We start from the raw sequence: 25179 nt of genomic DNA on the forward strand, positions 1-25179 counted from the left end.
ATGCCGAGAATGACAGAAACAAAAAAAGAACCAACGTATCAACCGATTTCATTTGATGCGATTAAAATAGGTCTGGCATCTCCGGAAAAGATTCTGGAATGGTCAAGAGGTGAAGTTACAAAACCGGAGACAATCAACTACAGAACACTGAAGCCGGAAAGAGACGGTCTGTTCTGTGAGAAAATCTTTGGACCTAGCAAAGACTGGGAATGCCACTGTGGTAAATACAAAAAGATCCGTTATAAAGGTGTTGTATGCGATCGCTGTGGTGTAGAAGTAACAAAGGCAACTGTGCGACGTGAACGTATGGGTCACATCGCACTTGCGGCACCGGTTTCTCATATCTGGTATTTCAAAGGTATTCCGAGCCGTATGGGACTGATCCTGGATCTTTCACCGAGAACTCTGGAAAAAGTACTGTATTTCGCTTCTTATATCGTACTTGATAAGGGAGAGACAGATCTCTCTTACAAGCAGGTTCTTTCAGAAGCTGAATACCAGGAAGCAAGAGAAAACTGGGGCAATGGCTTCCGCGTAGGAATGGGAGCAGAAGCGATCAAAGAACTTCTTGAAGCGATTGATCTTGAAAAAGATTATGCTGAACTGCAGGCAGGACTTGAGGGTGCTACCGGACAGAAGAGAGCAAGAATCGTTAAGAGACTTGAAGTAGTAGAAGCTTTCCGCGAATCAGGAAATAAACCGGAATGGATGATCATGACTGCAATCCCGGTAATTCCGCCGGATCTGCGTCCGATGGTACAGCTGGATGGTGGACGTTTTGCAACATCTGACCTGAATGATCTGTACAGAAGAATTATCAACAGAAATAACCGTCTGAGAAGACTCCTTGAACTGGGAGCTCCGGACATTATTGTTAGAAACGAAAAGAGAATGCTGCAGGAAGCTGTAGATGCTCTGATCGACAATGGACGTCGTGGACGTCCGGTAACAGGTCCTGGAAACAGAGCACTGAAATCCCTTTCTGATATGCTGAAAGGTAAATCAGGACGTTTCCGTCAGAACCTGCTCGGAAAACGTGTTGACTACTCAGGACGTTCCGTTATCGTTGTAGGACCGGAACTGAAAATCTATCAGTGCGGTCTTCCGAAAGAAATGGCAATCGAGCTATTCAAGCCGTTTGTTATGAAAGAACTTGTTGAGAGCGGAGCTGCTCACAATATTAAGAATGCTAAGAAAATGGTAGAGCGTCTTCAGCCGGAAGTATGGGATGTGCTTGAAGATGTAATCAAAGAGCATCCGGTTATGCTGAACCGTGCTCCTACACTTCACCGTCTTGGTATCCAGGCATTTGAACCGATTCTGGTAGAAGGTAAAGCAATTAAGCTTCATCCACTGGTATGTACCGCATTCAATGCCGATTTCGATGGTGACCAGATGGCGGTTCATCTTCCGCTTTCTGTAGAAGCTCAGGCTGAGTGCCGTTTCCTTCTGCTTTCACCAAACAACCTTCTGAAACCGTCTGATGGTGGTCCGGTAGCTGTTCCTTCACAGGATATGGTTCTTGGTATCTACTATCTGACGCAGGAAAGACCGGGAGCCAAGGGAGAAGGAAAAGTATTCAAGAGTGTGAATGAAGCAATTCTTGCTTATGAAAACGGAGTTGTAACTCTTCACTCAAGAATCAAAGTACGTGTGACAAAGACGATGCCGGATGGAACAAAGAAGACCGGTACAGTAGAGTCTACACTTGGACGTTTCATCTTCAACGAAATCATTCCGCAGGATCTTGGTTTTGTTGATCGTGAAAAAGAAGGAAATGAACTGGTTCTTGAAGTGGATTTCCATGTAGGAAAGAAACAGCTGAAACAGATTCTTGAAAAAGTTATTAACACACATGGTGCGTCAGCTACAGCTGAAGTACTTGACCATGTAAAATCAATGGGATACAAGCTCTCTACAAGAGCAGCTATGACTGTATCTATTTCAGATATGACTGTACCGCCACAGAAACCGGAACTGATCGCAAGAGCACAGTCAACAGTTGATAAGATCACACGTAACTTCAAGCGTGGTCTTATTACAGAAGAAGAGCGTTACAAAGAGGTTGTAGAAACCTGGAAAGAAACAGATGATGAGCTTACAGAAGCCCTTCTTACAGGACTTGATAAATACAACAATATCTTCATGATGGCAGATTCCGGAGCCCGTGGATCTGACAAACAGATCAAACAGCTTGCAGGTATGCGTGGACTTATGGCGGATACAACCGGTCATACGATCGAGCTGCCTATCAAGTCAAACTTCCGTGAAGGTCTGGACGTACTGGAATACTTCATGTCTGCGCATGGAGCTCGAAAAGGTATGTCAGATACTGCCCTTCGTACAGCCGATTCAGGATACCTGACAAGACGTCTTGTTGACGTATCACAGGATCTGATCATCCGTGAGGTTGACTGTGTAAGCAAAGATGCTGAAATTCCGGGAATGTATCTGCATGCATTCATGGATGGAAATGAAGAAATCGAAAGTCTTCAGGAACGTATTACAGGAAGATATTCATGCTATACAATTTGTGACAAAGATGGCAATGTGCTTGTAAAAGCAAACCACATGATCACACCAAAACGTGCAGAAAAGATCATGAAATACGGTGTGGATGAAAATGGAAATTCACCACTTAAGAAAGTGAAAGTCCGTACAATCCTGACCTGTAAATCACACATTGGTATCTGTGCGAAATGTTATGGTGCCAATATGGCAACAGGTGAACCTGTACAGGTTGGTGAAGCTGTCGGTATTATCGCAGCTCAGTCAATCGGTGAACCTGGTACACAGCTGACCATGCGTACTTTCCATAGTGGTGGTGTAGCCGGTGGAGATATCACACAGGGTCTTCCTCGTGTCGAAGAACTTTTTGAAGCAAGAAAGCCGAAAGGTCTTGCTATCATCACAGAAATCGCAGGTGTTGCAAACCTGAACGATACAAAGAAGAAGCGTGAAATCATCGTTACCAATCAGCAGACAGGTGAGACAAAGACTTATCTGATTCCTTATGGATCACGTATTAAAGTACAGGATGGAGCTGTTCTGGAAGCCGGTGACGAGCTTACAGAAGGTAGCGTGAACCCACATGACCTTCTTAAGATCAAAGGTCTTCGTGCTGCACAGGACTACATGCTTCAGGAAGTACAGAGAGTATACCGTCTGCAGGGTGTAGAAATCAACGATAAGCATATCGAAGTTATCGTTCGTCAGATGCTGAAGAAGATCCGCATCGAAGAAAGAGGGGATACTGAATTCCTTCCGGGAACAATGGTAGATGTCCTTGAGTTCAACGATGTAAATGAACAGATGGTAACAGAAGGTAAAGAACCTGCAACAGGAGAACAGATCATGCTTGGTATTACCAAGGCATCCCTGGCAACAGATTCCTTCCTGTCAGCTGCATCCTTCCAGGAGACAACCAAGGTTCTGACTGAGGCTGCTATCAAAGGTAAGGTTGACCACCTGATCGGTCTGAAAGAGAACGTCATTATCGGTAAACTGATTCCGGCAGGAACAGGTATGAGAAAATACCGTGACGTTAAACTTGATACTGGTCTTGGTATGGATATGGACGACGAAATCAGTTTTGATGATTTTGATATGGATGATGATACTGAGTCTGAAGTATCAGCAGAGACAGCAGAAACTGTTGAAACCGAAGAAAATGCTGACGAAACAGTTACAGTTGAAGAATAGGTTTTATATGCTAAGAGAGGCAGATACGTTGAATGGCGTGTCTGCTTTTCTTGCTTTAAAGACATGAAAAACAAAAATATTTGAAAAATAATTCCGATTCTTTAACACTTTACAAAAATAAAGGGTTGCAAAATATGAAAAAATACAGTAGCATATAAATAATCAATCGAAAATCAGGAGGTGTGATATGCTGGATTTAGCTCATATTGGTGAACGGATCAGAGAATGCAGAAAAAAGAAAATGATGACAATCCGGGTTTTGGGAGAATATACAGGGCTTTCAGCGGGCTATCTGAGTATGCTGGAACAGAATAAGACATCTCCGAATGTGGACAGTCTTGCGCGAATTTGTGAAGCACTGGATATTGATATCCAGTATGCACTGGAAGGGGAAATGCCGGGAAAGACGGTTATACACAGAGAAGAAATGAGTAAGCATCTTTATCCGGAAGAAAATATGACAGTTGAGGTTGCAGACTTTGGTCAGGGAGAATCGATTTTTGAATATATTACGATTGAACCGGGAGAATCTGCGAAAAAAGAAGAATATCGTCATGTCTTTTCGGAAATGTGTATGGTGATAAAAGGAACTCTGAATGTAGAGGTGGAAGGAGAAATTAGCAGTTTACATCCGGGAGACAGTGTATATATAAAGAGCAGAGAGCGTCATAGTATTTCCAATCCTGGAAAAGAACCTTGTGTGAGTATATGGGTATATCACCGGGATGTACCAAGACTGTTTGGAAGAAATGAAAATAAAAGGTGAAAATTAAATTGTGAAATAAATAGCATTCCTCTTGACAATCTTAGAGTATGGTTCTATAATAAGAAAAAAAGTTACACATATGAATAAATATTCATTTAAGTGAATTTACAAAATTGAACTGTTAAAACAGGGTTTCTTCGAAATTCACGCAGCTCTGAAGACAGTGTTATTTACTAAAGTGTATAAAGATTAGATTTTTATACATACAATACGGACAATCTAATAATTAAACATAGACGTCATAGCGTGAAACTATGACCTTTGAAAGAAGACAAGGACGTCATGATGCAAATCATGGCGTTCTTTTGTTTACACCACTAGACTGCGGTCTAGTAAAGTATTACATTGTCGCAGAGGGACGGACATATCTGGTAAATATACCGTCTCAGAAGAACAAAAGTACATGAGAGGAGAACAAAAATGGACAGATTAACACAATTGCGAGAGTACATGGAAAAAGAAAGACTGGATGCGTTTTATATTGCAAAGCCGGCGAATGTACGTTGTATCAGCGGATTTACGGGGGAAGACTCATTCCTTTTTATCACAAAGGCGAATCAGTATTTTATCACTGATGCAAGATACACAGAGCAGGCATCTTATGAATGTCCGGATTACGAACTTGTAAACTGGCGAATCAATTTTGGCTACAGCATGGGGAAAGCTGTTGCATATTGCGCAGACAAAGATGGAGTTAAAACAATCGGATTTGAACAGGATCATCTGACATTTGAAAAATGGAACTCTATGCAGGCTGAACTCAGTGCTGAGATGGTTCCGACGCTGAACGTAATCGAAGGCTTCCGCGCGATCAAGACGCCGGAAGAGATCAAGAACCTTACCGTTGCCTGCGATATCGCATCCAGAGCATTTGAGAAAATTATAAAAGACATCCGTCCGGGTGTGACAGAAAAAGAAATCGCATCCAGACTTGCACATTACATGGTAATGGAAGGTGCAGATACCAAACCGTACGGTGGAATCGTTATTTCAGGAGCAAAGAGCTCTCTGCTTCACGGGATTCCGGACAGTAAGCCAATCGAATACGGTGATTTCGTATTGATGGATTATGGATGCCAGTACAAAGGTTATCTTTCAGATATGACAAGAACAGTAGTTGTCGGCAAGGCAGACGCCAAACAGAGAGAAGTTTATGATCTCTGCCGTCGTATGACAGAAGATACAGAAGCATCTGTAAGAGCCGGTGTGACAGGAACTTCATGCTATGAAGCTTCGCTTGAAGCAATCAAAGATACAGAATACCTTCCGTATAATTATACAGGAATCGGTCATGGAGTTGGGCTGTTCGTCCATGAACTTCCGAATATCGGACTGAACTGTGAGAATATCTTACAGGAGAACAGCATAATGACAGTAGAACCAGGACTTTATATTCCGGGTTGGGGTGGTGTCAGACTTGAAGATCAGGGCATCATCACAAAAGACGGATATGAGAACCTGATCAGTGCTACACATGAGCTAATAGAATTATAAATGAAAAAGGAGGACAACATTTATGAAAAAGAAATTATTAGCAGCTTTACTTGCTACAGCAATGACAGTAACAATGTTTGCTGGCTGTGGTACACCGGGATCCAAAGATTCCAAGAAAGATGACAGCAGTGCTTCATCAGGAAAGAAGAGAATTACTTACACACTTCGTGAAGACCTTCCTTCTATGGATCCACAGAACAGTAACTCTATCTCATGTGCAACAGCAGAAATCTGCACCTATGCGATGCTGACACGTAACGTGGAAGGCGAAATCAAACCAGATGCAGCTGAAAGCTGGGATATTTCAGATGACGGACTTACTTACACATTCCACCTTCGTGATGGACTGAAATGGTCTGACGGAGAAGATGTAAAAGCAGGCGATTATGTTTATGGTATCCAGAGACTTATGGATCCAGAAATGGCAAGCGATTACGCATTCATCGGATATATCCTCAAAAACGGTGCAGAAGTAAATAGCGGTTCTGTGCCTGTCGATGAACTTGGCGTATCTGCACCAGATGACAAGACAGTTGTTATCGAACTTGCACATCCGGCTACATACTTCCTTAGTATGGCTGCTATGGCAACATTCGGTCCTACAAGAAAAGATTATGTAGAAAAATACGGAAAAGAATATGCAGCTGATCCGGAAAAATCTGTTTATAACGGACCGTTCAAGATGACAGAGTGGAAACATGGCGATGAAATGATCCTTTCTAAGAATGAAAATTACTGGGATGCAGACAGCATCAAGCTTGATGAAATCTGCGTAAAGACAGTTGCAGATGCTAAGACAGCGGTTGCTATGTGGGAACAGGGCGAAGTTGATATCACAGTTGTACCTACTGAAATGACAGATCAGTATACAGAAAATACTGAATTCTACTATACAGGTGCAGATGATTACATCATGCTCAACATGTCAGAAGACAGACCGCTTGCTAACAAGAACCTGAGATTTGCTTTGAACTATGCAATCAACAGAACAGAATACAACAAGCTGGTTAACAATGACGTATATGACGTTGCACAGAGACTTGTACTTCCAAACGTGCAGGCGGCAGATGACCAGACATACGGAGAAGCTTATCCATATACACCATTCCCGGCAGAAAATGATAATGATAAAGCAAAAGAATATCTGGATGCAGCAATGAAAGAAATGGGCGTTTCTAATCCGGCAGACATCAAGATTACTCTTCTTACAACTGATACAGATGGTGCTAAGAAGCAGGCTGAAGTTCTTCAGGAACAGTATCAGAAGAACCTTGGTATTACAGTAGAAATCAACCAGGTAACTTACAAACAGAGACTTCAGATGGAAACTGAAAAAGATTACGATATGGTAGTAACAGGATGGGTTCCGGACTACTCTGACGCATACTCTTATCTGGAACTGTGGATCAGCGATGGTCAGTATAACCACTCTGGATATGCGAACGCTGAATACGACAAGCTTCTTAAAGATTCTCAGACAGAGACAGATGCTAAGACAAGACAGGATATGCTGTTCCAGGCAGAACAGATCTTCCTTGGAGAAGATTCCGCTCTTGTACCGCTTCAGTTACGTAGAGACCAGTATCTGATCAATCCGAAGATTTCTAACTTCAATGTATACTTTGTCGGATATGACTTCGATCTGGTATATGCAGACATCAGCGAATAATACAGTTGGATGGTAACATACCTTGCGGTCGGCGCGGACTTACTGGTCCGCACCGGCTGCTTATTTGAGGGTTTTGATTATTTCGAGGGGTAGATTTGGTATGTATCAGCCAATAGGAAGTATGTGAAATAATCAAAGCTATCAAATAAAGAAAAATGAAGGGAGACAAAAGAATGGCAAAATATATAGCTAAACGAGTTGCATTAGCCATCGTAACACTTTTGGTACTTACAAGTGTTGTATTCGTCCTGGTTCGTCTGATGCCGGGAGATCCGTTCTCAAGTGACAAGATGACACCGGAGATCAAAGCGAATCTGGAAGCTTACTATGGTTTGGATAAACCGCTTGCAGAGCAGTATATAACTTATATGAAGAATGTGCTTCATGGTGATCTGGGGTATTCTATGAAGTATGAAAGTCAGACAGTTAACCGTATTATTGCTGACTCATTCCCATACTCAGCAGACCTGGGAATCCGTTCACTGTGCTTTGCACTGTTCTTCGGACTGATCCTTGGAATTGTAGCAGCACTGAATCGAGGAAAGAAACTGGACTTCGTCTGTATTTTGATTGCGATCATTGGTACATCGATTCCTGACTTCATCATGGGATCTGTACTTCAGTATTTCTTCGGAATCAAATGGCAGATTCTTCCGGTTGCGCAGTACACAAGCTTTAAGCACACAATTTTACCGTCAATCGCGGTTGGATTCTATACGCTGGCATCCATTTCCCGTCTGATGCGTTCCAGTATGCTGGAAGTTGTATCTTCAGATTATACAAAGACAGCACGTGCGAAAGGTTTATCGGATTTCCGAATTACATTTAAACATCAGATCCGTAATGCGATCACACCGATCATTACCATTATGGGACCGACAGTTGCATCTGTATTAACAGGAACATTCGTAATCGAAGCCCTTTTCGCAATCCCTGGAATGGGAAAACATTATGTAGACAGTATTAACATGGCAGATTATACACTGGTTCTTGGTATGACGATCTTCTACGGAGCATTCCTGATCGTGTCAATCCTGATTGTAGATATCTTATACGGTATTGTAGATCCGAGAATCCGTCTGAGTGGTAAAAAAAGGTAGGTGACGAGAAATGGCAGAAATTACAAAAGAACAGTTTAAAGTTGTAGGAAAAAATACAAAGACAATGGAGTCTATTTCCCGTCCGAATATTGGTTACTGGCAGGATGCATGGAGACGAATCCGCAAGAATAAGATTGCATTCTTCTCATTGTGCCTGATTGGACTTTATGTACTTATGGCGATCTTTGTTCCAATGTTCAGCAAATATGACATTGCAACACAGAGTGTGGCAGAGATGAACCAGAGCTTTTCAAAAGCACATTGGTTTGGAACAGACTCTCTTGGACGTGATCTCTGGGTTCGTGCATGGTCTGGTGCGAGAGTATCTCTGACAATTGGTTTTGCAGCCAGCATCATCAATGCAATCGTTGGATCTATCATGGGTGGTATCTCAGGATTCTACGGTGGCAAGATCGATATGGTTATCCAGCGTGTCGTTGACGTATTATACGGAATCCCAAGTCTGATCGTTACCATTCTTCTTATGGTAGTTGTTGGTAACGGTGTACACTGTTTGATTCTTGCTATGTGTTGCGTCGGATGGATCGGTGGATGTCGTTTCGTTCGTGGTGAGGTATTAAAACTGAGAGAATCTGATTTCGTATCTGCAGCCAAGATCCTTGGTGTGCCGGATATCGTAATCATTGTAAAACATATTTTACCGAATATCATGGGACTTATCATTACAAACCTGACAATGGCTATTCCGGGAGCTATTTTCCAGGAGGCATTCCTGAGCTATATCGGTCTGGGTATCAAACCACCGAACTGCAGCTGGGGTGTACTTGCAAAAGACGGAATCGCACAGCTGAGAATTCATCCGTACCAGGTATTTGTACCGGCATTCCTGATTTGTACAACAATGCTTGCGCTGAATCTTCTTGGTGATGGACTTCGTGATGCATTTGACCCGAAACTTAGAGGAACCGAGTAGGAAGGAGTATAGAAGATGGAAAATTTATTGGAAGTAAAAAATCTGCAATTCTCTTTCCGTACATACGGTGGAGTTGTAAAAGCTGTTCGTGATGTCAGCTTTGAAGTCCGTCCGGGAGAAATTCTTGGTATAGTTGGAGAATCCGGATGTGGAAAGAGTGTTACCTCTCAGTGCCTGATGAGACTGAATCCGGAACCGCCTGGATTCTTTGAAGGCGGAGAGATTCTTTATAAAGGAAAAGATGTTCTGAAAATGAACAAAAAAGAACTTCGTCAGTTCCGTGGAAAAGAGATCAGTTATATTTTTCAGGATCCTATGACCTCATTGAACCCGACAATGCGTATCGGAAAACAGATTGAAGAAGTATTCGTCGGAAGAAAAGGTATGAGTGCAGCTGAGAAAAAAGCAAAAGCACTTGAAATCCTTAAAATGGTAGGTATCTCTGATGGAGAACGCCGTTACAAACAGTATCCACATGAACTTTCAGGTGGTATGAAACAGCGTGTTATGATCGCAATCGCTCTGGTAGGAAGCCCGAGCATCGTTATTGCCGATGAGCCGACTACTTCTTTGGATGTTACAATTGAAGCGCAGATTCTTGATGTACTGAAAAATCTTCAGAAAACACTTGGGACATCTATTATCCTGATCACACATGACCTTGGTGTTATCGCAAAGCTTTGCGACCGTGTACTGGTTATGTATGGAGGAAAGATCGTAGAACGTGGATCTGTAGATGAGATTTTCTATGATACAGCACATCCTTACACAAAAGGACTTATGCATTCAATTGCCAAACTGGATACAGCAAAAGGCCACAAATTGCAGCCAATCGAAGGAACACCTCCGGATCTGTTTGCACCTCCGAAAGGATGTCCGTTCGCAGCAAGATGTGAATACTGCATGGAAATCTGTAAAGATATGCCGCCACAGACTTATGAGCTTTCAAAAGAACATGAAACCTGTTGCTGGCTGCAGCATGAATATGCACCGGATACAGACATGAGAAGAAAAGTAACTGAGAAAGGAGAGGTGTAAAATGGAAAATACAGAAAAAAAACAGCCTCTCGTACAGGTGAAAAACTTATGTAAATATTTTGAAATCAGCCGTAAAGAAACCTTAAAAGCGGTTGATGATCTTACATTTGATATTTATAAAGGTGAGACAGTCAGCCTGGTAGGTGAGTCCGGCTGTGGTAAGTCTACAACAGGACGTACCATGATCAAGTTATACAATCCGACTTCAGGAAATGTATATTATGATGGAAAAGATATTTTCAAATACAATCATGCAGAGCAGAAAGAATTCTGTAAGAAGGTACAGATGATTTTTCAGAACCCGTATTCATCACTGAATCCACGTATGACTGTTAAGGATATCGTTGGAGAAGGTCTGAAACAGCATGGAATGTCAACAAAGGATGCAGATGCAAAAGTAGAGCAGCTGCTTGCTACAGTTGGTCTTAATAAAGATCATATGTCACGTTTCCCACACGAATTCTCAGGTGGACAGAGACAGCGTATCGGTATCGCACGTGCTCTTTCTGTTGATCCAGAATTCATCATCTGTGATGAGCCGATTTCAGCTCTTGATGTGTCTATCCAGGCACAGGTTATCAATATGCTGAAAGAACTGCAGGAAGAAAGAGGACTGACTTACCTGTTTATCGCGCATGACCTTAGTGTCGTAAAATATATTTCTGACCGTGTAGTTGTTATGTACCTCGGAACAATGGTCGAAACTGCTGAGACAGATGAACTTTATGCTCATCCGATGCATCCATATACACAGGCACTGCTTTCTGCAATCCCGGAAGCAGATCCGAATAAAGCAAAAGCGAACCAGCGTATTCCGATCAAGGGTGAGATCCCAAGCCCGATCAATCCGAAGAACTGCTGTCGTTTCGCTGAGAGATGTCAGCATGCGACAGAACGCTGCTTTAAGGAAATGCCGCAGATGAAAGAGATTGCTCCTGGACATAAGGTGGCATGCCATCTTGTAGAAGATAAATAAAAAGTAGTAATATAATAAAGAAGACGAAGGACTTAAGAAGAGTTCTTCGTTTTCTTTTTGTTTTATGAGAAATTCCGATGGAACTTTCTGTGAAAAAACACTATATGCCTTGGCAGATTAAAAAATTTCCAGAAAAATTGTGCAGAATCACAAAATACGGATTGACACGAAAATATTGACAATATAAGGTAAAAACGATATTATATAGAGATGTAATTGTAATTAAAGTGTCATATCGTGTAATAGTTATGTAACAAATGAAAGTGAGTGTATATGGAACAGAGAAAATCAGCAAGGAGAAGATCGTCTGATGGAACTTCTAATAGAAATATGCGAAGTATCAATAACAGCAGAGAAGTAAGCAGACGGGCTAAGGGGAAGAACCGGTATGCTTATGAAGAAGACCGAAGATCTGCCCGATATTATGATGATGAGGAAGATTACTACAGAGAACGACCGAAAAAGAAATCATCTTCGAATGATAAGAAGAAAAGAAGACCGGAAGAAGACTATCAGAATGTAAGAAAGATGTCTGACCCGGAGAATAATAAGAATCGTAAAAATAAACGGCGCAGAGGAAGAAGGAAAAATCGGGTAAGCAGAACGATTGGAATTATACTTGCAATTATCCAGTTTATCCTGTCTGTAGTACTTGCAGTGAATGTGATGCTGTTCAATGTACTTACTTCTACTTATTTCCTGGTACTGATCGGAGTGCTGCTGATCCTGCTTGGAATTACCTTGCTGACACAGATAGCGGCAAAAGGAAAAGGAATTGGCGGAAAGATATTCTGTATACTGATCTGCATCATTCTGGGAGTGGGTTCTTTCTATATAGGAAAAGTAAATAATGCATTCCAGAAGATTACCGGAAGCAATAAGAAAACAAGTTCCATGGTAGTTGCGGTAAAGGCGGATGATAATGCAGATACTTTATCAGCAGCAGCCGGATATACATTTGGTGTTCAGTATGCGACTGGTGGAGACCAGACGAAGTCGGCAGTCAAACAGATTGAAAAGGAACTGGGACAGAACATTACTCTTCAGGAATACAGTAATCTGGGAGAAGAAGCACAGGCATTATATGACGGAGAAGTAGATGCGATTATCTACAACTCAGCTTACAGTAATATTATCAAGGAACAGTATTCAACCTTTACAAAGGATACAAAGGTTATTTATAAGCACAATATTGTTGTTGAAATTGAAAGCGATACATCTGATGAAAGCGTTACAAAGCCATTTGCGGTTTATTTGAGTGGTATTGATACAAATGGTGATATCACAGAACAGGGACGAAGCGATGTCAATATCGTAGCGGTTGTCAATCCGACGAGCCATCAGGTATTACTGATTACGACCCCTAGAGATTATTATGTACCAATCCCGGGAGTATCCGGAGGACAGGACGACAAACTGACACATGCAGGAATCTATGGTGTAGATGTGTCTATGCAGACGCTGGAAGCACTTTATGATACAGATATCGAATTTTTCGGAAGAGTTAATTTTACATCTATGACCAGTGTGGTTGATGCACTTGGCGGACTGGATGTTGAATCAGATCTCGAATTTGATACAGGATGGGAGTCGGGTGCAGAGATTCATGTAAATGAAGGAATGAATCATTTTGATGGTATTAGTGCACTTGCTTTTTGCCGTGAACGTCAGGCACTGCCAGACGGGGACAACGGAAGAGGAGTCCATCAGCAGGCAGTTATCACTGCAATCATTAAAAAGATGATGTCACCGGCAATGCTCCGTGGGGCAAGTGATATTATAGACAGTGTCAGCGATGGTGTGGATACGAACTTTACTTCCAGCCAGATCCAGTCGCTGATCAAGACTCAGCTCAGAACCAATGCAAAATGGAATATTTACTCCGCGGCAGCGGATGGAACCGGGGGAACAGATATCTGCTATTCTTCAGGAGATGAAGAGCTTTATGTAACGTATCCGGATGAAAATTCAGTGGCTGAGATCAGTGAACTGATCAAAAAAGTAAAAGACGGAGAAACAATCGAAGGATCCGTAAGTACAGAATAAAAATGAAGAAAAAGTCAAGGTATGATTTGGAAAATATTTTTCAGAATGCCTTGACTTTTTTTTTGCGATATACTACAATAAACAAGCGTGCGAAAAACGATGCACTGTTTTTCTGCGCATTTTAAACAGAACTTGTTTAAAATCGTAACCAATTATTACTTCATAGGAGGTGAAAGAGATGCCAACATTTAACCAGTTAGTAAGAAAAGGTCGTCAGACAGCTGTAAAGAAATCTACTGCACCGGCTCTCCAGAAAGGATACAATTCTTTGAAGAAAAGAGCTACAGACACATCTGCACCGCAGAAGAGAGGTGTGTGTACAGCAGTTAAGACAGCTACACCGAAGAAACCGAACTCAGCTCTCAGAAAGATCGCCAGAGTACGTCTTTCAAACGGAATCGAAGTAACAAGCTACATCCCAGGAGAAGGTCACAACCTTCAGGAACATAGCGTTGTTCTTATCCGTGGAGGAAGAGTAAAGGACCTTCCGGGTACAAGATACCATATCGTTCGTGGAACACTTGATACAGCAGGTGTTGCAAAGAGACGTCAGGCTCGTTCTAAATACGGAGCAAAGAGACCAAAAGACGCAAAGAAATAAGCACTTGATTTTAGTGTAAAACGAAACTAAATCGTATCACAAACAGAACTATGAGAATAGTTGGTTGCGGGTTTAATTCAGATATCGCCTGCCACGTGGCAGGCATCGGAGATTGTCCCGCCAACGATACACATAGAAAGACACATGTGAGTACCGATGAATTATTCACGCAAAGCAAAGCTTTGCCAATATGTATAAGGAGGGAAGAACCGTGGCACGTAAAGGACATACTCAGAAAAGAGACGTATTAGCGGATCCGTTATACAACAACAAGGTAGTTACAAAGCTTATCAACAACATCATGCTTGACGGTAAGAAAGGTGTAGCTCAGAAAATTGTATACGGAGCATTTGACAAAGTCGCAGAGAAAGCTGAAAAACCAGCTATCGAAGTATTTGAAGAAGCAATGAACAACATCATGCCTGTACTTGAAGTAAAGGCAAGACGTATCGGTGGAGCTACTTATCAGGTACCGATCGAGGTAAGAGCAGACAGAAGACAGGCTCTTGCACTTCGCTGGCTTACACTGTACTCTCGTAACAGAGGCGAGAAGACAATGGAAGAAAGACTTGCAAATGAAATTCTTGATGCGGCTAACAACACTGGCGCATCTGTAAAGAAGAAAGAAGACATGCACAAGATGGCAGAAGCAAACAAAGCATTTGCTCACTATCGTTTCTAATTATAGGAGGAAAAAATCTTGGCTGGAAGAGAATATCCATTAGAGAGAACCAGAAATATCGGTATTATGGCGCATATTGATGCTGGTAAGACCACTCTTACAGAGCGTATCTTATACTATACCGGTGTTAACTATAAGATTGGTGATACTCATGAAGGAACTGCTACCATGGACTGGATGGAACAGGAGCAGGAAAGAGGTATCACGATCACTTCAGCAGCTACAACATGTCATTGGACACTTGAAGATCATACAAAACCGAAAAAAGGTGCTCTTGAGCATCGTATCAATATCATTGATACTCCGGGACACGTTGACTTCACTGTAGAGGTTGAACGTTCACTTCGTGTACTGGATGGTGCTGTAGGTGTATTCTGTGCTAAGGGTGGTGTTGAGCCTCAGTCAGAAAACGTATGGCGTCAGGCAGACACATACAACGTACCAAGAATGGCCTTCATCAACAAGATGGACATCTTAGGTGCAAACTTCTACAACGCTGTAGAACAGATTAAGACAAGATTGGGTAAGAACGCTATCGTTCTTCAGTTACCAATCGGTAAAGAAGATGATTTCAAGGGAATCATCGACCTTATGGAAATGGAAGCTTACATCTACAATGATGACAAGGGTGATGACATCACAGTATGTGAAATCCCGGATGACATGAAAGAAGATGCTGAGCTTTACCATACAGAACTGGTCGAAAAGATTTGCGAATTGGATGACGAACTTATGATGATGTATCTTGAGGACGAAATCCCGACAGTAGATCAGCTCAAAGCAGTTCTTAGAAAAGCTACTTGTGAATGTACAGCAGTACCGGTTTGCTGTGGATCTGCTTACAGAAACAAGGGTGTTCAGAAACTTCTGGATGCAATCGTTGAATATATGCCGGCTCCGACAGACATCCCGCCAATCCAGGGTGTTGACGAAGATGGTAATGAAGTAGTAAGACATTCTTCAGATGAAGAACCTTTCTCTGCACTTGCATTCAAGATCATGACAGACCCGTTCGTAGGTAAGCTTGCATACTTCCGTGTATATTCAGGAACTATGAATTCAGGTTCTTATGTATTGAACGCTACAAAGAATAAAAAAGAACGTGTTGGACGTATCCTTCAGATGCATGCTAACAAGAGAATGGAATTGGATAAAGTATATTCAGGAGATATCGCAGCAGCGATCGGATTCAAGTTCACAACTACAGGTGATACAATCTGTGATGAACAGCATCCGGTAATCCTTGAATCTATGGAATTCCCAGAACCAGTTATCGAGCTCGCTATCGAGCCTAAGACAAAAGCTTCTCAGGGTAAACTTGGTGAATCTCTTGCAAAACTTGCAGAAGAAGACCCGACATTCCGTGCTCATACTGATCAGGAAACAGGTCAGACAATCATCGCCGGAATGGGAGAACTTCATCTTGAAATCATCGTAGACAGACTTCTTCGTGAATTCAAGGTAGAAGCTAACGTAGGTGCTCCGCAGGTTGCATACAAAGAGTCCTTCACAAAAGCAGTTGATGTTGACAGCAAGTATGCTAAACAGTCAGGTGGACGTGGACAGTACGGACACTGTAAAGTTAAATTTGAACCAATGGATGTCAATGGTGAAGAAACATATAAATTCGATTCTACTGTTGTCGGTGGTGCAATTCCGAAGGAATACATTCCGGCTGTAGGCGAAGGTATTGAAGAAGCCATGAAAGCTGGTATCCTTGGTGGATTCCCTGTAGTAGGTATTCATGCAACAGTATATGATGGTTCTTACCATGAAGTCGATTCTTCAGAAATGGCATTCCACATTGCAGGTTCTCTTGCTTTCAAAGATGCTATGAAGAAATCTGACCCGGTACTCCTTGAGCCTATCATGAAAGTTGAAGTTACTATGCCGGAAGAGTACATGGGAGATGTTATCGGTGATATCAACTCTCGTCGTGGACGTATCGAAGGTATGGATGACCTCGGCGGTGGAAAGATCGTTAGAGGATATGTTCCGCTTTCAGAAATGTTCGGATACTCTACAGACCTTCGTTCCAGAACTCAGGGACGTGGAAACTACTCAATGTTCTTCGAAAAATATGAGCCAGTTCCGAAGTCTGTACAGGAAAAGATTTTATCTAACAAAAACGCATAAAAAATACGAAAAAGGCTTGAAAAACTGTACTTTATGAAATATAATCAGTATTAGCCGAGTTAAAACATCGTAAACTAAAATGCCCTATTGGGTGGTATATTTAAGGAGGATATTCAAAATGGCAAAGGCTAAATTTGAAAGAACAAAACCGCATTGTAATATCGGTACCATCGGACACGTTGACCATGGTAAAACAACTCTTACAGCAGCTATCACAAAAACTCTTGCAGCAAGAGTTGCTGGTAATGCAGCTGTAGATTTCGAAAACATCGACAAAGCTCCAGAAGAAAGAGAACGTGGTATCACAATCTCTACAGCTCACGTTGAGTACGAAACAGAAAAACGTCACTACGCTCACGTAGACTGCCCAGGACATGCTGACTACGTTAAGAACATGATTACAGGTGCTGCTCAGATGGATGGTGCTATCCTTGTTGTAGCTGCTACTGATGGTGTTATGGCTCAGACAAGAGAGCACATCCTGCTTTCTCGTCAGGTAGGTGTACCGTACATCGTTGTATTCATGAACAAATGTGATATGGTAGACGACGAAGAACTTCTTGAACTCGTTGAAATGGAAATTCGTGAACTTCTTGATGAATACGAATTCCCAGGAGATGATACTCCGATCATTCAGGGATCTGCTCTTAAAGCTCTTGAAGATCCGAACGGCGAATGGGGAGACAAGATCATGGAACTTATGGATGCAGTTGATTCATACATTCCGGATCCAGAACGTGATACAGACAAACCATTCCTTATGCCTGTAGAAGACGTATTCTCTATCACAGGGCGTGGTACAGTTGCTACTGGTAGAGTAGAACGTGGTGTACTTCACGTATCTGATGAAGTAGAAATCGTTGGTATTAAAGAAGAAACACGTAAAGTAGTTGTAACAGGTGTTGAAATGTTCCGTAAACTTCTTGATGAAGCTCAGGCTGGTGACAACATCGGTGCTCTTCTTCGTGGTGTTCAGAGAGACGAAATCGAAAGAGGACAGGTTCTTTGTAAACCAGGTTCAGTAACTTGCCACCACAAGTTTACTGCACAGGTATACGTTCTTACAAAAGATGAAGGTGGACGTCATACTCCATTCTTCAACAACTACAGACCACAGTTCTACTTCCGTACAACAGACGTAACAGGTGTTTGCGAACTTCCAGAAGGAACAGAAATGTGCATGCCTGGTGATAACGTAGAAATGACAATCGAACTGATTCATCCAGTAGCTATGGAACAGGGACTTCGTTTCGCTATCCGTGAAGGTGGACGTACTGTAGGATCAGGACGTGTTGCTACAATCATCGAGTAATATACGCGAAAGCAATGAATAAAGCGCCAATCAAGGCGATAAAAAAAGAGACTGCAAGCTTGCTTGCAAGTCTCTTTTTTTATCGCTTTGGAAGTGGACATTTTACGAATGCCCGCGAACGAACGACGAAGTCGTGAGATTGGCGCATATACAATAGATTTGTTATCGTAAGATAACGTTGTGTCCAAACGTAAGATACCCGTAGAACTTCGGTTCTACGGGTTTTTCTGTTGCCTGGAAATATATAAAAGGGCGGAAAAGAATAACGAACAGCATAGAAAAACGGTTGCCGGGAGAGTGTCCTGACAACCGTTTGTGATAACAGAATGATAACAAAATATATAATTTTCGCAAATATGATAACAGATAAAGTGGATTTATCCACAAATCAGAGATGTGACTGTGGATTAAGTCAGATCATACGTCTTAATGTCATTACCTTCCAGACGTTTAGCAGTAAGAAAACTTTCCGCATCTTCAAGTGTAAGATCAGAAACATTTTTTCCAATCCAACGAAGGAAGTAACTGACATCAGAGCAATACAGTTGAATAGTTCTTTCACGTAGGTTACGTTTTTCCGCTTCATTGCGGATGGATTCAAAAGTATCTTTATACATAATAAAACCTCCAGAATAAGTAGTGTTAATAATTACATCTACCTATTCGGAGGTGCGTTAGCGTCATAATTCCGATTGCGGAAGAGACTGGAAAATGTTATTCTTATCATAGGCAGTGGAGCTTTCTTAGTTCAGGTGTTTCGTGTGGTAACTTAACAATAACGGATTATGGAAAGTAATTCCACTGCTTTTTAATAAAAATAAAACTGCGCCACAGCCTTGGCAGGCCATCGCGCAGCGATTTTGTTCAATCAGAATTTGTAGGTGCGATTGATGAAAATTATTGAAGTTAAAGAAAATAAAAAACAATATCTTGATTTGCTCCTATTAGCAGATGAGCAGGAAGATATGGTTGACCGTTATCTTGATAACGGCAAGATGTATGTACTTGATGATAATGGGGTCAAGTGTGAGTGTGTCATAACCGATAAAGAAAATGACATACTTGAAATCAAGAACATTGCGACAGTTCCAGAATATCAAGGGAAAGGTTATGCAAGAGCCTTAATTGAGTTTATTGTTAATAATTACAGAGAGCAATATGCCATTCTGCAAGTGGGAACAGGCGATAGCCCACTGACAATACCATTTTATGAAAAGTGTGGTTTTGTCCGTTCGCATATCATATCAAATTTCTTTATAGATAATTATGACCACCCAATCTATGAGAGTGGAATACAGTTGGTAGATATGGTGTATTTGCAAAGACCGTTATAATTTAAATTCAAGTTTATGGAGAGTCACCGTTATGATTAGAGAATTTCAAAGGGATGATATAAATAAAGTTGCAGATATATGGTTGGATACAAATATAAAGGCACATAATTTTATCCCCGCCGAATACTGGAAAAGCAATTTCAAATCAGTAAAAGAAGCGTTGTTACTAGCAGAGGTTTATGTGTATGAGTATGATACAGAAATACAGGGTTTTATAGGGTTAAATGATGAATATGTTGAGGGCATTTTTGTTTCTGGTGAAATGCAATCGCAGGGTATAGGTAAAATTCTGCTGAATTATGCAAAGGATAAAAGGAATAAGTTGCACTTGAACGTATACCAAAAGAACGCACGGGCAATATCTTTTTATAACAGAGAAGGATTTGAGATTCAGCATAGTGGCTTAGATGAGGATACCGGAGAAAAAGATTATGTAATGACATGGCAACACAAATAGAAAATCCAGTTTGTATAATTGAAAAAATGAAAAACGCATAGACAACTGTGTCTATTATTGAAAATACGACATTTCTCGCTTTGTGTCGTGTTATTTGCAGATAACAGATTCTATATTTGATGATGAAAGGAGGAGTTGAGGTGGACCAAGTAAAAATCGGGAATTTTTTAAAAAAACTTCGCAAAGAAAAAGGCATTACACAGGAGCAGTTGGCAGAAATATTAAATGTCTCTGGAAGGACCGTATCCAGATGGGAAACCGGAGTTTCCCATAGTTAAAGATACCACACCAAATATGATGAACCCACGCTTATACACTACCAGCTATAATAAGCCGTAAGGACAGCAATTTGACACTGCTGTCCTTTCTTTATATAAAATTGCAGTACACAGAAAAAAGCTGTAAAATAATAAATATATTTGTCCTTGTAACAATTCTCGGACATTTGCCTGTTATACTATCTGCAAAAAGAAAAGGAAGTGACAATATGAAGCAGATTTTAATTGTCGAAGACGATAATCTTTTGAATAAAACGCTTACTTATAATTTGGAATTGGACGGTTACACAATAACTTCTGTTCTGAATGCAAGGACAGCCGCTGAATCATTAAAAACAAACATTTTTGATTTGGTATTGCTGGATATAAATTTACCAGACGGAAATGGTTATGACCTATGCCGTCTTATCAAGCCAGAGCATCCTGATACAGTAGTTATATTTCTAACTGCCAACGATCAGGAAAGCGATCAGATACGAGGATATGAAGCTGGTGCAGTGGATTATATCACGAAACCTTTTTCGATTAGTGCTTTGCAGCGAAAGATCAAAGCCATGTTCGCTATGTTGGAACATCACAAACCAGCTAAGGATATTTACGAGGATGGTAGCCTGTTTCTGGATTTTTCGGAACAATTTGCAAGTTTGAACGGGAAACCATTAGCGCTTTCTGCGATGGAATATAAAATGCTGAACCTATTTCTTAAAAATCCGAAGCAGGTACTTACCCGCCAACAACTTTTGGAAAGGCTGTGGGACATTGATGAAAAATATGTAGATGAACATACCCTTACTACTTCTATCAGCCGCATTCGCAGTAAGATTGAAGCGGATGGCGACACATATATCAAAACGGTTTACGGTATGGGGTATCAATGGACAGGAGGCGAAAAGAAATGAAACTGAATAACCTTTCTGCTAAGAAAATTTGTAGACTGATTAGTGCTGGCATGGTTTTCTCTATGCTGGTAATTACCGGTATTCTCGGCGGTATAATGCAGGATATACGAATTTTCATAGCAGGTGGAACATTGACACTCTGTGCATTTTTCTGGATTTGGCTATTGGTGCTGTCTTTTGGAAAACGCCTTTCTCATTTTACTTCTAATTTGTGCCGGACGCTGGACAACATGATTGATGGAAACGAGGAATTACAAAAGTCAAATGATAGTGAAACTCTTTTTGCCCGTATCAACCACCGCTTAATCCGGTTGTATGAGATTATGCAGGAAAATCGGCACAAGGTAGACATGGAACGACAGGAGCTTCAAATGCTGATTTCTGATATTTCGCATCAAGTCAAAACGCCTGTCAGCAATTTGCAAATGGTAACGGACACACTTTTAACAAAGCCTGTTTCAGAAGAAGAACGGATGGACTTTTTGCAAGGCATACGCAGTCAGACTGATAAACTGGATTTTCTGTTCCAAGCACTGGTTAAAACATCCCGGTTAGAAACCGGAGCAATACGATTAGAAAAGAAAGACAGCAGCTTATTCCATACGCTTGCACAAGCTATGAGCAGTATTGTATATGCCGCAGAGAAAAAAGAAATTGCTGTATCCGTGGATTGCCCGGAAAATTTGATAATCTCCCATGACAGCAAGTGGACAAGCGAAGCCCTTTTCAATCTGCTGGACAATGCAGTAAAATACACTCCGTCAGGTGGAAAGATTTCTGTATCAGTGGTTCAGTGGGAAATGTACGTAGAGGTCAAAGTGACCGACACCGGCAGGGGCATTTCAGAAAGCAATCAGGCTGCCATCTTTCGGCGCTTCTATCGTGAGGAAGAAGTACACGATCAACAGGGTGTGGGAATAGGTTTGTATTTGGCTCGTGAGATTGTAACAAGGCAAGGGGGCTATATCAAGGTCGTTTCAGAGCTGGGGCAAGGCTCAGAATTTTCTATTATGCTTCCTGTAAGGTAAGATACAGCCACTTTTTTTGAAATGTCCGAGCGTTGTAACATTTCATCTCGATTTTCGATAAAAATTTTTCCTACCTCGGACATTTGTGTAACATTTGTGGTTTACAATGACTTCATCAACAGGTAGAAAGCCTTGAAAGGAGCATTTGAATATGAGCATTTTACAAACAATCGACTTAAAGAAGTATTACGGCACAGAACCAAACATCACTCGTGCCCTTGATGGTGTAAATTTTACTGTGGAACAGGGAGAATTTGTTGCCGTAGTTGGAACTTCCGGCAGCGGCAAGTCTACGTTACTCCACATGATGGGAGGACTTGATACCCCCACTTCCGGCAGCGTGATTGTACGGGGGGAAGAACTTGCGAAAAAGAATGATGATGAATTGACAATTTTCCGCCGTCGTAACATAGGGTTTATTTTCCAAAACTACAATCTGGTTCCGATTTTGAATGTATATGAAAACATCGCCCTGCCTGTGGAATTGGATGGTGATACCGTAGATAAGAAATTTATGGACGAAGTTGTGTATATGCTGGCTTTAGAAGATAAGCTGGAAAATATGCCAAACAATCTTTCAGGCGGTCAACAGCAGCGTGTAGCGATTGCACGAGCTTTAATTACAAAGCCGGCGATTGTCCTTGCTGACGAACCGACTGGAAATCTCGACAGCAAGACCAGTGCAGATGTGTTAGGACTTTTGAAACGTACCAGCGGAGAATTTAATCAGACCATTGTAATGATTACTCACAATAACGAGATTGCCCAGCTCGCAGACCGCATTGTGCGGATTGAGGATGGCAAAATTGTAGGTTAAAGGAGGTGGGAATTATGAATTATCCTTTTGAAAATGATACAGAGAGAATAGAGAAAAGGATTGCTGAAAAGAGTGTATTCTCTGAAAAGAATAGGACATTTCTAATCAGAGTTATCATCTTGATTGCGGCATTTCTGTTGAGCTTTTCTGGTATTCTTTTGTGCAATGCAACGCTTAGTACGCAGCAGATCGCCCATGTAAATAATACAACTGAAGCAGTAGGAACTGTTTTAGGAATTGTTATTGTACTTCTTTGTACGGCAGGGCTGGCTGTCAAAAATATTCTTTATGTATCTGTACTGCAACGAGTACATGAATTTGCACAATTACGGGCAATCGGCGCAACATACCAGCAAATTAAATCAGTGGTCAAGAAAGAACGTGACAAAATAGCAAAACCTTGCATTGTGTTGGGAACAGTCATCGGTTTTCTGGTAAACATAGTTTTACCACTTCATTTTTACTGGATACCAAGCATTGTATGTGCGGTAATCTCCGGCATATTTATTTGGATTATCACAGCTTTGGCTTTTCAAGCACCAGCGAAAATGGCTGCATCTACATCACCAATAGAAGCACAACATACACAGGCAACAAACTATTTTAGAAGTGTTGGGGCAAAGCGTAAACTTACGCCTATAAGAATCGGGTGGATGTATTGTAGAGCCAATAGAAAGAAAGCTGCCTATACATTTTTATCTCTCATTATGAGTGGGATTTTAATGTTCGGTGTTTTTTCAATATTGAATGCGATAAATCCCGAAAGACTTGCGTCACAACCTTACCAGGGAAATAGTGATGTATTTGTACTACTAAATTCAACGGCTGATGAAGAATCCACCTATGATTTAATGAAATCTACACCATTTACAGAAGAAAAAAAGCAAAAATTGTATAACATTTCAGGTGTAAAAGATGTTTATGAATTGTATATGCTGGACGGCATTCTGACAAATTCAGAGGGGGAAAAATTTGAACTGTCCATTGAAAATGCTGTAAATCCAGAAACATTTAAAAATGAAATTGTTGAGGGTATGCAACCAAGTCATGAATTACAGAATGGAGCAATTCCTGTTGCTATCAATAGACAGTCTCCTTATTATCAGAAACTGAATATGCAGCTTCAAGTTGGAGATTATCTGCCGTATATCATAGATACAGGATATGGTCAAAAAGAAGTGGAGTTAGTTGTAAGCGGATTTGTAGAAAACAGCGATACTGGGCTTGTTATTTATACAAGTGGTGAAAATATGAAATCACTGTCAGAAATGAATTGTACGCTTGCATGGTATATTTGTTTGGATGATAACGGAAAAGACGTAGCAACAGAGATAATCAAAGAAATTTTTATAGATGACGACAGAGTTGATGTGTCTGTTTTGGCTGATGATGTTATGGCATTGGAAGATTACTTCCATAATGCGAAAGTCATCATTACAGTTTTGGTGGTGCTTATTAGTCTGTTTTCATTTATAAATATGCTGAATACCAGCATTACAAATGCCATTGCCAGAAGACACGACTATGCACTACTGGAAGCTACAGGTATGACAAAATTGCAGTTGCGAAAAGTACAGCAGTCGGAAAGTTTCATCTATCTGGTTGGAAGTTTTATAGGAAGCTGCATTTTAGGCATACCAATCGGATTGCTGCTTTGTACCCAAATATCAAAAATTCCCGGACTTTCATACTTTGAATATCACTTCCCAGTTCTTTTTGTGCTTTTATACTTTGCTGCGGTTGTGATGGTCTATCATGTAGTATCAGTATATCAAAAGAAATCTTTGCAACAGCACTCAATTATAGAGCGCATTAGAACGATAGGCTAAGTTTTAATAATCCGTCAGCTCCACAATTACATTACTCTGCTGATACAGCCAGTCCGTAAATTCTTTCGGGCTGGCTGTTCC

Annotated in this window: 20 protein-coding genes and 1 pseudogene; 20 read left to right on the top strand and 1 reads right to left on the bottom strand. The window is 41.1% G+C overall.

Annotated elements, in window-relative coordinates; all coding sequences use genetic code 11:
- Positions 1 to 9: 9 nt before the first annotated feature.
- The 13 genes from rpoC to tuf all read left to right on the top strand — a co-directional run bounded on the left by rpoC (position 10) and on the right by tuf (position 18456).
- Positions 10 to 3702 carry a DNA-directed RNA polymerase subunit beta' gene (gene rpoC / locus PG766_RS06190; protein WP_044999120.1) on the top strand — a complete coding sequence of 1231 codons (3693 nt, stop codon included), beginning with the start codon at positions 10 to 12 and terminating at the stop codon, positions 3700 to 3702.
- 187 nt (positions 3703 to 3889) lie between these two features.
- A complete protein-coding gene (locus tag PG766_RS06195) occupies positions 3890 to 4468 on the top strand; it encodes a helix-turn-helix domain-containing protein (RefSeq protein WP_118218318.1) in 579 nt (192 codons plus the stop codon).
- 420 nt (positions 4469 to 4888) lie between these two features.
- Positions 4889 to 5962 carry a M24 family metallopeptidase gene (locus PG766_RS06200; RefSeq protein WP_008373503.1) on the top strand — a complete coding sequence of 358 codons (1074 nt, stop codon included), beginning with the start codon at positions 4889 to 4891 and terminating at the stop codon, positions 5960 to 5962.
- A 22-nt stretch (positions 5963 to 5984) separates the two neighbouring features.
- Entirely contained in the window at positions 5985 to 7631 is a 1647-nt protein-coding gene (locus PG766_RS06205) for a peptide ABC transporter substrate-binding protein (RefSeq protein ID WP_118218320.1), read from the top strand.
- Positions 7632 to 7804: 173 nt separating this feature from the next.
- On the top strand, positions 7805 to 8731 hold the full coding sequence (locus PG766_RS06210; protein ID WP_173689207.1) for an ABC transporter permease: 927 nt from the start codon (positions 7805 to 7807) through the stop codon (positions 8729 to 8731).
- Between the two features lie 10 nt (positions 8732 to 8741).
- Positions 8742 to 9665 carry an ABC transporter permease gene (locus tag PG766_RS06215; protein ID WP_008373509.1) on the top strand — a complete coding sequence of 308 codons (924 nt, stop codon included), beginning with the start codon at positions 8742 to 8744 and terminating at the stop codon, positions 9663 to 9665.
- Between the two features lie 15 nt (positions 9666 to 9680).
- Positions 9681 to 10703, top strand: a complete 1023-nt coding sequence (locus PG766_RS06220) for an ABC transporter ATP-binding protein (protein WP_055155422.1) — start codon at positions 9681 to 9683, stop codon at positions 10701 to 10703.
- A gap of 1 nt (position 10704) precedes the next feature.
- Positions 10705 to 11679 carry an ABC transporter ATP-binding protein gene (locus PG766_RS06225; RefSeq protein ID WP_008373513.1) on the top strand — a complete coding sequence of 325 codons (975 nt, stop codon included), beginning with the start codon at positions 10705 to 10707 and terminating at the stop codon, positions 11677 to 11679.
- Positions 11680 to 11952: 273 nt separating this feature from the next.
- Entirely contained in the window at positions 11953 to 13725 is a 1773-nt protein-coding gene (locus tag PG766_RS06230) for an LCP family protein (protein ID WP_243034380.1), read from the top strand.
- A gap of 178 nt (positions 13726 to 13903) precedes the next feature.
- Positions 13904 to 14326, top strand: a complete 423-nt coding sequence (gene rpsL / locus PG766_RS06235; RefSeq protein ID WP_008373516.1) for a 30S ribosomal protein S12 — start codon at positions 13904 to 13906, stop codon at positions 14324 to 14326.
- Positions 14327 to 14537: 211 nt separating this feature from the next.
- A complete protein-coding gene (gene rpsG / locus PG766_RS06240) occupies positions 14538 to 15008 on the top strand; it encodes a 30S ribosomal protein S7 (protein WP_207642082.1) in 471 nt (156 codons plus the stop codon).
- 18 nt (positions 15009 to 15026) lie between these two features.
- Complete coding sequence (gene fusA, locus PG766_RS06245) at positions 15027 to 17144, top strand: elongation factor G (protein WP_044999122.1); 2118 nt, start codon at positions 15027 to 15029, stop codon at positions 17142 to 17144.
- A 118-nt stretch (positions 17145 to 17262) separates the two neighbouring features.
- Positions 17263 to 18456 (top strand): elongation factor Tu, encoded by a 1194-nt coding sequence (gene tuf / locus PG766_RS06250; protein WP_117557426.1) that lies wholly within the window; start codon positions 17263 to 17265, stop codon positions 18454 to 18456.
- Positions 18457 to 18863: 407 nt separating this feature from the next.
- On the opposite strand, the gene PG766_RS06255 is transcribed toward tuf, so the two are convergent.
- Complete coding sequence (locus PG766_RS06255; protein ID WP_243014448.1) at positions 18864 to 19073, bottom strand: phage integrase N-terminal SAM-like domain-containing protein; 210 nt, start codon at positions 19071 to 19073, stop codon at positions 18864 to 18866.
- Between the two features lie 273 nt (positions 19074 to 19346).
- Between PG766_RS06255 and PG766_RS06260 the strand changes: the two genes are divergently transcribed.
- From PG766_RS06260 to PG766_RS06290, 7 genes and pseudogenes are all read left to right on the top strand, one after another.
- Positions 19347 to 19790, top strand: a complete 444-nt coding sequence (locus tag PG766_RS06260; protein WP_034880612.1) for a GNAT family N-acetyltransferase — start codon at positions 19347 to 19349, stop codon at positions 19788 to 19790.
- Positions 19791 to 19821: 31 nt separating this feature from the next.
- Positions 19822 to 20247, top strand: coding sequence for an N-acetyltransferase (locus PG766_RS06265; protein ID WP_173826419.1), 426 nt, complete (start codon positions 19822 to 19824; stop codon positions 20245 to 20247).
- 140 nt (positions 20248 to 20387) lie between these two features.
- A pseudogene (locus PG766_RS06270) lies at positions 20388 to 20510 on the top strand (helix-turn-helix transcriptional regulator); the annotation flags it as partial.
- A gap of 224 nt (positions 20511 to 20734) precedes the next feature.
- Entirely contained in the window at positions 20735 to 21424 is a 690-nt protein-coding gene (locus PG766_RS06275; RefSeq protein WP_019162604.1) for a response regulator transcription factor, read from the top strand.
- A complete protein-coding gene (locus PG766_RS06280; RefSeq protein WP_009260048.1) occupies positions 21421 to 22452 on the top strand; it encodes a sensor histidine kinase in 1032 nt (343 codons plus the stop codon). The genes PG766_RS06275 and PG766_RS06280 overlap by 4 nt, the downstream gene beginning before the upstream one ends.
- A 151-nt stretch (positions 22453 to 22603) precedes the next feature.
- Positions 22604 to 23269, top strand: coding sequence for an ABC transporter ATP-binding protein (locus PG766_RS06285; protein ID WP_009260049.1), 666 nt, complete (start codon positions 22604 to 22606; stop codon positions 23267 to 23269).
- 14 nt (positions 23270 to 23283) lie between these two features.
- Positions 23284 to 25098, top strand: a complete 1815-nt coding sequence (locus PG766_RS06290; protein WP_029732304.1) for an ABC transporter permease — start codon at positions 23284 to 23286, stop codon at positions 25096 to 25098.
- The last annotated feature ends 81 nt before the right edge of the window (positions 25099 to 25179 follow it).

This window comes from Coprococcus sp. LG101-27 (assembly GCF_027695515.1).
Taxonomy (GTDB): domain Bacteria; phylum Bacillota; class Clostridia; order Lachnospirales; family Lachnospiraceae; genus Allocoprococcus; species Allocoprococcus comes.